This is a genomic window from Nitrospirota bacterium (assembly GCA_037386965.1).
Lineage (GTDB): Bacteria > Nitrospirota > Thermodesulfovibrionia > Thermodesulfovibrionales > JdFR-86 > JARRLN01.
On record JARRLN010000114.1, the window covers coordinates 1 to 8805 of the forward strand.

10 protein-coding genes are annotated in these 8805 nt (G+C 56.8%); 5 read left to right on the forward strand and 5 right to left on the reverse strand.

Features of this window, described 5'->3' with window-relative positions; all coding sequences use genetic code 11:
- Positions 1–69: 69 nt before the first annotated feature.
- Positions 70–558 carry a hypothetical protein gene (locus tag P8Y39_12325; protein ID MEJ2193102.1) on the forward strand — a complete coding sequence of 163 codons (489 nt, stop codon included), beginning with the start codon at positions 70–72 and terminating at the stop codon, positions 556–558.
- A 265-nt stretch (positions 559–823) separates the two neighbouring features.
- On the opposite strand, the gene P8Y39_12330 is transcribed toward P8Y39_12325, so the two are convergent.
- The 3 genes from P8Y39_12330 to P8Y39_12340 form a co-directional block, all read right to left on the reverse strand.
- A complete protein-coding gene (locus P8Y39_12330; protein MEJ2193103.1) occupies positions 824–1561 on the reverse strand; it encodes a phage Gp37/Gp68 family protein in 738 nt (245 codons plus the stop codon).
- Between the two features lie 27 nt (positions 1562–1588).
- A complete protein-coding gene (gene tcmP, locus P8Y39_12335; GenBank protein MEJ2193104.1) occupies positions 1589–2437 on the reverse strand; it encodes a three-Cys-motif partner protein TcmP in 849 nt (282 codons plus the stop codon).
- 314 nt (positions 2438–2751) lie between these two features.
- Positions 2752–2925 (reverse strand): hypothetical protein, encoded by a 174-nt coding sequence (locus P8Y39_12340; GenBank protein MEJ2193105.1) that lies wholly within the window; start codon positions 2923–2925, stop codon positions 2752–2754.
- A 48-nt stretch (positions 2926–2973) separates the two neighbouring features.
- Here P8Y39_12340 and P8Y39_12345 point away from each other — a divergent pair, with 48 nt between their 5' ends.
- The 3 genes from P8Y39_12345 to hflC are packed head-to-tail and all read left to right on the forward strand — an operon-like array spanning position 2974 to position 4938.
- The gene (locus P8Y39_12345; GenBank protein MEJ2193106.1) at positions 2974–3444 is read left to right on the forward strand and encodes an SPFH domain-containing protein; all 471 of its coding nucleotides are present in this window, start codon (positions 2974–2976) and stop codon (positions 3442–3444) included.
- A 1-nt stretch (position 3445) separates the two neighbouring features.
- Entirely contained in the window at positions 3446–3985 is a 540-nt protein-coding gene (gene hflK / locus P8Y39_12350; GenBank protein ID MEJ2193107.1) for an FtsH protease activity modulator HflK, read from the forward strand.
- Positions 3982–4938 carry a protease modulator HflC gene (gene hflC / locus P8Y39_12355; protein ID MEJ2193108.1) on the forward strand — a complete coding sequence of 319 codons (957 nt, stop codon included), beginning with the start codon at positions 3982–3984 and terminating at the stop codon, positions 4936–4938. The genes hflK and hflC overlap by 4 nt, the downstream gene beginning before the upstream one ends.
- A 121-nt stretch (positions 4939–5059) precedes the next feature.
- On the opposite strand, the gene selD is transcribed toward hflC, so the two are convergent.
- Positions 5060–6115, reverse strand: coding sequence for a selenide, water dikinase SelD (gene selD / locus P8Y39_12360; GenBank protein MEJ2193109.1), 1056 nt, complete (start codon positions 6113–6115; stop codon positions 5060–5062).
- A gap of 148 nt (positions 6116–6263) precedes the next feature.
- Between selD and P8Y39_12365 the strand changes: the two genes are divergently transcribed.
- On the forward strand, positions 6264–6479 hold the full coding sequence (locus tag P8Y39_12365) for a hypothetical protein (GenBank protein ID MEJ2193110.1): 216 nt from the start codon (positions 6264–6266) through the stop codon (positions 6477–6479).
- A gap of 553 nt (positions 6480–7032) precedes the next feature.
- Here the strand turns inward: P8Y39_12365 and P8Y39_12370 are convergent.
- Complete coding sequence (locus P8Y39_12370) at positions 7033–8268, reverse strand: lipoprotein-releasing ABC transporter permease subunit (protein MEJ2193111.1); 1236 nt, start codon at positions 8266–8268, stop codon at positions 7033–7035.
- Between the last annotated feature and the right edge of the window lie 537 nt (positions 8269–8805).

The window sequence follows — 8805 nt, forward strand, 5'->3', positions numbered from 1 at the left end:
TCCCATTTTATTGAAGTTATTCTCTTTTTATAGTAGAATTTCACAATTGCGTTATCAAGGAGGTGACGAATGAAAGCCATTGTATTGGGACTCACCAGCGCAGTATTGGTATTTGGTCTACTTGTTTCGTTGCCCGTTGAAGCAAGTGGAAAGGACACTTCTGACAAGAATATATTTACAAAACACTTTAATGAAACGCTGTTCGATATTACTGAAAACGCGAACTTCAGCGTAGAGGTTCTCCTTGATGACAAAGAGTATGATATCGGTAAGGACGTTACCGGCATCGTAATCCACGGAAAAGGAGACAAGGACGTTGCAGGAGCGGAACTGAAAATCGCATATAAAAACCTCAAAACAGCTAAAACAACACCCGCTGAGATAAAAATAACGGACAGGGGCAACGGCCTCTACATTGTTTCAGGCCTTGACCTTGAAAGAGACGGCCGCTGGGAGCTCCTAATTACCGTAAAGAAGGGCTCCCTTGAGGATAGTGTGAGCTTCATCTTCCCCGATGCCTTGAAGAAACGTTATCCCAAAGGCAGGTACTCACCCTGAAAAGCCCTGCCGCTTCTTCTCGGACAGGGACATCAGAAAGGCTCGACCGCATCATCAAGCTGCATTTGATGAGAGGCAAGGGTTTGTTTCTGTACTTGAGAGGGGAGCAGAAAATCGACGCCTAAGTAATTCTAAGGGAAAGCTACAGATAAATCCTGGGCGGGGGATGAGGCTTTCTACATATAAGACGCAGAAATACTTTGAACCTTTGGCCTGCAAGGCAACAGTCAGTTAGTGTCCCTATTTAATTTCGCCAGTGAATGGCTTAAAGGGCAAGATGAGTCTGGCTCTCAATGAATGAAGGCATTTCGTCCCATGTGCGGCCCTTAAAGGTTCTACCTGTTTCCTTCTTTCTCACACCGCCCCACTGCTTAAAGAAGAAAGGTGTGCTTTGACTGATGCAGTGCCTGTGGATGGATTTAACCCAGCGTTCCTGCATCGGCCTCGCTCCCGGGCCTGATTCCCCGCCAACTATTATCCAGTCTATTTTCTTGAGATTTAGTGCGGGGAAGTCCGAGAGCAGGGGTTCCAAGGAAAGGAACTTCACTCTGGCCCGAACAGTGCATAGGTCTTCGACCCTGCTTAAGTGGCGGTTGGATTCAACCGTAACCCCCATCCATATGTTTGGAGTCCATTCAAGTCTGTCAGCCAGCTGCGCGAGCCTGACCGAGCGCTTAGTGACTATCTGGTAGATATGTTGGTCTGTCTTATTCATTGTTCTGAAAACGTCCTTAATAAAAGAGAGCGGAACGTCTTTATGGAAGAGGTCGCTCATTGAATTGACAAATATGAGCCTAGGCTTCTTCCATTTGAGGGGTGACTCAACGAGGTCCTGATGAAGTGTTACCTTGAAACCATTTCTATAGCGTCTATTCCCAGCACCGTGCAGACGCCGGGCCATGCGCTCTGCATAGCAGTGCATGCATCCCTCGCTGAACTTTGTGCACCCTGTCACCGGGTTCCATGTTGTCCCTGTCCATTCTATGCGAGAGGATTGTGCCATAATCTATATTATCATCAATTGGAAAATTTAAAAAAGCTCTCCTTGGTCAGAGCTATACTTAATAGACTCTTTCCAGTATTTCATACCTAATTGATGCCTACTGAAAAAAGCAAGGTGATACAGAGGAAGATTTTTCTTATCTGAGCGAATTAATATTGTATCACTGACTCCAGTATGTAGATACCCTAATTTCTCCATGGATGTGCAAAACAGCTCAGGCAAAAAAACACCAAAATCTGTGCCCTTCTTTCTTTCCATATCCCAAAGTTCCTTCCAGTCTTTACCTCCAGTAAAATCCTCTATTGAAACATGTGTGTCTTCTGCATACTTAACTACATTTCTGTGAGCATCCATATAGGATGGAATGAGAATTAGAAAATCGACATATTTACTTGAAAGCTCTTTAATTACCTGAAAATTGAAATTATCTATCTTATATGGGTCTATAAAACAGAACGAAAGAACCGTATGAGCCGAGCTGTGCATTGGAATTTCTGAAATTATCCTATCGATATGTTCAGTTACATCGCCGTGTATGTATTTTGCATTTATATCTGGATGCCTTGTACTTACTCTTTGCATTAATGCCTTGAGTTTGGATTCGTTCTGTTCGCAGAAGATATACTTGTCGAACTTATCAGGAATATCAAGGGCAAGCAGTGGTGATGCTGGAACTATTATTGAGCTTTCTCTTATTTTCGCACAGCCAGCGCCGGCAAATAGGTCAATATATATTCTTTCATGCCATTTGTTTTTCATCCCAGTTGTAAACATTTTTGCATAATTCCAGACCAAACGATACTTCCGCTCTGCCCAAGACCCAACCTCAGGGGTAAGCAAACCATCATCAGTCAACTGTGGAAGCTTTTCTAACATTACGTTTCCTCTAACCTTGTCCTGTTGCAACCATCGACGCTATCTATGAATCTCAAGCTAGTATGCTCGAAAAATGACAAAAAGGGAAGACCTTAAGGGGATTCAAACATGTCGACTTCAGGGCGTAAGCTTGTCCTGCAGATTCTTACGAGTGGTCCTCAGGCTCTAAGTCAAGAAAATTCTGGTGATTTTAAAATGGTAATTTATGTTATCTTCATCCACCCTAAATGTGATTGTGTAGGTGAAAGTCATCACGCCATCCGGTCTATCGCGGGCGCTCCTGCTCGCAAGAACTAGAAGAAACCCGCTCAGGGTCAGAGCAAGACAAGCGAAGGGTCTTCCTTGTACTCCTTCACCATGGCCACCTGGGGCCGCCCGGGCGGCGTGGGGCGCGCCGGATGCCTCCCATGGAGGGCGCAATGGCGCGACCCCGCACCGGGGCTCTTCCTGAGCAGGACGTAGAGGTTGCACTCCGGTGTGCCTTTCATTCCGGCTCCTCATCTGTTAAAATGCGGTTCTGGAGGCCGTGATCGAATATGGGTGGTTTTAACGGAGTCATCTTTCTTTTTCTGCTGATTCTGTTTGTGTTGTTCCTCGTCGTCTCCTTTGCCTCGAACGAGGAGGTGAGGAGAAAGGCGAAGGTTCTTTTGTCGAGAGCGGGCGGAGAGGGGACGTCCGGGGACTTCGCGGGCAAGCTCAAGAGCATGGGAACGGGGCGGGGCGGGCGCATTGCGGTTTACGCAGTGCTCGCCATAGCCCTCTTATGGGGAGGGCTGACCTCTTTTGTCGCCGTGGACCCGGAAGAAGTGGGAGTGGTGCTCCGCTTCGGAAAATACGTGCGTACGATAGACCCCGGCCTTAACGTGGTCGCCCCTTTCGGGGTGGAGAAGGTCACCAAGGTGCCCGTGGAGCGCCAGCTGAAGGAGGAATTCGGCTTCAGGACCGTTTCCGCCGACACCCGCACCAGGTTCTCCGAGCAGGATTTCAGCGGGGGATACGTTCCGTGACATGAACGAGGCGGTCGTGCGCGAGATAGTTGGAGACCGGAGCGTCAACGAGCTGCTGACCATCGGGCGCACGGAGATAGCCAGCACGGCGACCAAGATGCTGCAGAACCTCTGCGACCAGTACGAAAACGGCATACAGGTGGACCAGGTGGTGCTGCAGGACGTGACCCCGCCGGAGCCGGTTAAAGCCGCCTTTAACGAGGTGAACGAGGCTCAGCAGGAGCGCGAGCGCATGATAAACGAGGCGCAGTCCGAGTACAACAAGATAATACCCAAGGCCCGGGGCGACGCGGCGAGGACTATCGAGGAGGCCATGGGCTACTCCACGGAACGCATAAACCGCGCAAAGGGGGAGGCGGCGCGCTTCAAAGCCGTGTTTGCCGAGTACCGGCGGGCCCCCAGGGTTACAAGGAGCCGCATCTATCTTGAGACCATGGAGAAAGTGCTTCCGCGTCTGGGGAAGAAACTTGTAACGGACAGGGAGACCACGGGGATACTTCCCCTGTTCAAGCTCGATACGGAGGGGACCGAACGGAAATGAAGAGGGCCGGTGTGGTCGTCCTACTGATAATCGCGGGAGTGGCGCTTCTCGCGCTCGGGTCCGCCCTGTTCGTCGTTCATGAGACGGAGCAGGTGATCATTACCCAGTTCGGGAAACCCGTCGGGGAGCCCATCCGGGAGCCGGGCATACACGTGAAAGTTCCTTTCCTTCAGAAGGCCAATTATTTCGACAAGAGGTTTCTTGAATGGGACGGGGATGCCAATCAGCTCCCCACAAAGGACAAGCGGTTCATCTGGGTGGACACCTACGCGAGGTGGAGGATTGTTGACCCCCTGTTGTTTTTCCAGCGCTTGCGCGACGAACGCGGAGCCCAGAGCAGGCTTGACGACATACTGGACGGGCAGACCCGCAACGCGGTTGCCAACCACAAACTCGCCGAGATAGTGCGCGCCACCGACCGGGAGCTGCAGTTCGGGGACTTGGTGGAGGACACTATGAAGGCGGAGTCCCAGGTGGAGGTCAAGTACGGCAGGAACTACATAACCCGCAAGATAATAGAAAGCGCCGCTCCGAGCCTGGAGCACCTCGGCATAGAGCTCCTGGACCTCAGGTTGAAGCGGGTGAACTATGTCGAAGAGGTGAGGGAAAAGATATTCGACCGCATGCGGTCCGAGCGGAAGCGTATTGCGGAGAAGTTCCGCTCCGAGGGCCAGGGTGAGGCCGCCCGGATACGCGGACAGCGCGAACGGGACCTGCGGAAGATACGCTCGGAGGCCTTCCGCAAGGCCGAAGAGATCAAGGGGAAGGCCGACGCGGAGGCCACCGCCATCTACGCCTCGGCCTACGACCAGAGCCCCGAGTCGCGCGATTTCTTCCAGTTTTTAAAGACCATGGAGACATACTCGGAGGTCCTCGGCGGGGACGACTGGCTCGTCCTGTCCACCGAGGGCGACTTCTTCCGTTTCCTCGAGGGCGCCTCGGGCGGCAAGTAACCTGTCCGCCTCCATGTTCTCTTGCCATGGCCGCAGAGACGGCGGTTATTCCAAGGCGCCGTCATGCCATCCGGCCAATCGCGGGCGCTCCTCTCTCAAAACTATAAGGAGTCGGTCGGGGTCAGACCACGACCAGCGAGGGGCCTTCCTTGTACTCCCTGACCGAGGCCACCTGGGCGGCGTGGGGCGCGCCGGAGGCCCTGAGCTTCTCCACCAGGCCCGGGGCCTCCGGGGCCGGGACGGCAAAGAGCAGCCCGCCCGAGGTCTGGGGGTCGTAGAGGATTTCCTCCTCCTCGCCCGTGAGCCGCGTGCGCATCTCAAGGGCTTCCTCCACGTATTGCCTGTTGGTGCGGTTGCTCCCGGTGGTCTCCCCCCGACGGTACATGCTGAGGGCGTGAGGGTAATGGGGCAGCGCCCGGTGGGATATCTCAAGCAGAACGCCGCTTCCCCGGGCCATCTCGAGCATATGCCCGAGGATGCCGAAGCCGGTGACGTCCGTGCAGGCGTGGACCTCCGCGTGGGCGAGGGCCGTCTGGAGGGCGGGCCCGTTCAGGGCAGCCGCCTGGCGAAGAGCGGGCAGGAGCTCGTCGTCCCTGAGCTTGCCCGAGCGGCGGGCGTTGAAGAGCACACCCGTGCCCAGGGGCTTGGTGAGCACCAGGGCATCTCCCGGCCGGGCCCCGCAGGTGGTCAGGATGCGCCCGGGGTGGACCACGCCGGTGACGGCCAGGCCGTACTTGGGCTCCTCGTCGTCCACCGAATGCCCTCCGGCCATGGAGGCGCCCGCCTCGCGGACCTTCTCGTGCCCGCCGCGGAGGATTTCGCGCAGGACCTCCATGCCGAGCTTCTTGTGGGGATACATCAGCAGGTTCAGGGCCGTCAGGGGCCGTCCCCCCATGGCGTAAACGTCCGAGAGGGCGTTTGCCGCGGCCACCTGCCCGAACCAGTAGGGGTCGTCCACCGGCGGGGTTATGAAGTCGGCCGTGGAGATGAGGGCCGCCTCCTCGGAGATGCGGTAAACGGCGGCGTCATCACAGGTGCCAAAGCCCACCAACAGGTTGGGGTCGCCCGAGGGCTCAAGCGGGGCCAGCGCGTCCATCAGGTCCGATGGACCGATTTTGGCCGCTCAACCACAGGTGCGAGCCAGTCCCGTCAGGGTCTTCTTCTTGCCGATAAGCATGCCGCGAGCCACCTCCTTTCGGACCGGATATCAGATAGTAGAAGAAAAAGAGCCTATGAAGCAAATAGGAAGAACCTATCGCACTTTATTCCGTCATAGGCGCCTCCTATGGGGTTCTGCCATGGGCGGCATGTGCTAGACTGGGGGCATGACCGTGGAGTGCTATCTTTCGCCGGGCTGTGCCTCGGAGGAGGCCCTGCGGGCCAACCTGGAGGCGGCCCTCACGGCCGAGGGCCTGCGGGCGGAGGTGCGGTTTCTGAGGGTTGGGGAGGCCGAGGCCGCGAGGCTCGGCCTCAGGGGGTCGCCCTCGGTGCGGATAGACGGCCGGGACGTCGAGCCCGCGGAGGTGGAGGGGTTCTCCTGACGGATGTTCCGTGACGAGTCCGGGAGGCTTGCACCCGTCCCCTCGGTGGCCACGCTGAGGAAGGCGCTCCGGGGGGAGTAGTCCCTGTCTCAAAATTGACGTTATCGGCCTCCGTCATGCCCGCGGACTGTAAGCGGGATCCAGGAAGGTGAAAATACCGGACTCCCGCCCCCCGCGAAGGTGGAGGCGGGAATCCAGGAACTTCTTATTGTTAAAGACAGATGGATTCCCGATTACTACCTCGGGAATGACGGCAAACGGTTTTAAAATGAATTTTTGGGACCCCACACCAGTCCCTTTTCAAACATCAAATCCCACCGTTCCTTGAGTAACACGCCCCGATGTCCGGCCGGGCCTGCCGCGCCCGGGGGCACCAGTGCCCTTTTAACCATCAAACCAGGCCGTCCCTTGGGCAAGCCGTTCGATGTCAGGACGCTCAGGCCGTGGCCTGCCGCGCCTGGGGCACCAGTGCCCTTTTTCTCCCTCTGATGAGAAGTGAAGAAACCGGGGCTGGCCCGAGAGGGAGGCTGGTCTGAAAAGAGGCTGGCTTCCCTTACTCGTATCTGAGGGGCTCCACCGGGTCGAGCCGCCCGGCCTGCCAGGCCGGGTAGACGGTGGCCAGGAAGCTGATGACGATGGCGCTCACCGAGACCGTGGTGAAGTCCAGGGGGTTTATCTTCGCCGGCAGGTGCGAGAGGTAGTAGACGTCGGCCGGAAGCTTGATGATGTGGTAGGTATTGAGCAGCCAGGTCAGCAGCCACCCGCCGCCCAGGCCGATGGCCGTCCCCACCAGCCCGATGAGGAACCCCTGGAGCATGAAGATGCTCATGATGCTTCTGCGCGAGGCCCCCATGGCCTTCAGGATGGCTATCTCGCGCTCTTTCTCGATGACGTTCATGATCTGCGTGCTCACGATGTTGAAGGCGGCAACCAGCACGATGAGGGTGAGGATGACGAACATGACCAGCTTCTCCAGCTTGAGCGCGCTGAAGAGGTTCCTGTTCATGTCTATCCAGTCCCGGGTATGGAAGGGAAAGCCCAGTTTCCTCTCCAGGCTCGTGCCCACGTCCCCGGCTTTAAAGATGTCCTTGACCTTCACCTCAAGCCCCGTCACTCCGGTCCCCAGGTCGAAGAACTCCTGGGCCGGCCCCAGGGCCGTGAGGGCCAGGTTGCTGTCGTACTCGAACATCCCCACCTCGAAGACCCCCACCACGACAAACTTCTTCACCCGGGGGAGGTTGCCCAGGGGGCCCATCCCGCCGAAGGGGGAGACCACGCGCACCTCATCGCCCTCGCGCACCCCCAGGTGCTCGGCAAGCTCCATCCCCAGGACGATGCCCGGCCGTTCCCCCTCGCGGCCCGCGCCGAGGGCCAGGAGGGAGCCCTCCTTCATGTGTGATTGGAAATCCGTGGTCTTTTGCTCAAGCTCGGGCTCGACACCCCGCACGTAGACTCCCTGGGCCCGCCCGCCCGCCGAGAGCATGGCCTGCCCGAGGACGAAGGGGGAGGCCGAGACCACCTCCGGGTTCTCCCGCACCCGCTCAATGAGCCCCTGGTAGTCCTCTATCTCCCCGGTCAGGTTGAGCACCACCAGGTCGGTGTTGACCCCGAGGATTTTCTTCCGGAGGTCTTCGTGAAAGCCGCTCATCACGGAAATCACCGTAAGGAGGGCCATCACCCCCACGGCCACCCCGGCCACGGAGATGACCGTGTTGAGCGAGAGGCTCCGGTGGCGCTTGCGGCTCTTGAGATAGCGCAGGGCTACGAATATCTGAAAAGGAAAGTTCATCAACGGAAATTATAGACCATTTCCCCGCGCGGGCACCACTGGGGCACCAGCGCCCCTTTTCTCAAATCTCAGAACCCTTTTTTGTTTTTGAGGCGGGTCTCTCATAAAAGAAAAGGGACTGGTCCCCCAGGCCGGGCGCGGCCCGGACCGACAGAACATTGGGGCGCGTTACTCAAGGGACGGTGGGATTTGATGTTTGAAAAGGGGACCGATCCCCCGGGCGCGGCCCGGACCGGCAGGACATAGAGACGGCTTGCCCGAGGACGGCTCGGCTGGATGCTTAAAAGGGCACTGGTGCCAAAAGGGGACTGGCCCCCTTCAAAAAGGAAAAAGATTTCGGAGTTTTGAGAAAAAGGGACTGGTCCCCCCTTCCCGTCTTTGAAAGGGCAGGTAAAGGTGGTGGCGGGAAGGGGGGGTGAGGCAGTGCGAGCCGTTCCCTCAGGCGGCTTTCTCGAACTTGACCGCGCCCTTGTCGAAGTGAGTCTTCAGCTCCTTCATGAGCATGTTGAGCTCTTTCTCCCGCTGCTCCCGGAACGT

Coding starts and splice junctions, on each gene's coding strand:
- P8Y39_12325 (MEJ2193102.1), top strand. CDS start 70: ATGAAAGCCATTGTATTGGGACTCACCAGCGCAGTATTGGTATTTGGT.
- P8Y39_12330 (MEJ2193103.1), bottom strand. CDS start 1,561: ATGGCACAATCCTCTCGCATAGAATGGACAGGGACAACATGGAACCCG.
- tcmP (MEJ2193104.1), bottom strand. CDS start 2,437: ATGTTAGAAAAGCTTCCACAGTTGACTGATGATGGTTTGCTTACCCCT.
- P8Y39_12340 (MEJ2193105.1), bottom strand. CDS start 2,925: ATGAAAGGCACACCGGAGTGCAACCTCTACGTCCTGCTCAGGAAGAGC.
- P8Y39_12345 (MEJ2193106.1), top strand. CDS start 2,974: ATGGGTGGTTTTAACGGAGTCATCTTTCTTTTTCTGCTGATTCTGTTT.
- hflK (MEJ2193107.1), top strand. CDS start 3,446: ATGAACGAGGCGGTCGTGCGCGAGATAGTTGGAGACCGGAGCGTCAAC.
- hflC (MEJ2193108.1), top strand. CDS start 3,982: ATGAAGAGGGCCGGTGTGGTCGTCCTACTGATAATCGCGGGAGTGGCG.
- P8Y39_12365 (MEJ2193110.1), top strand. CDS start 6,264: ATGACCGTGGAGTGCTATCTTTCGCCGGGCTGTGCCTCGGAGGAGGCC.
- P8Y39_12370 (MEJ2193111.1), bottom strand. CDS start 8,268: ATGAACTTTCCTTTTCAGATATTCGTAGCCCTGCGCTATCTCAAGAGC.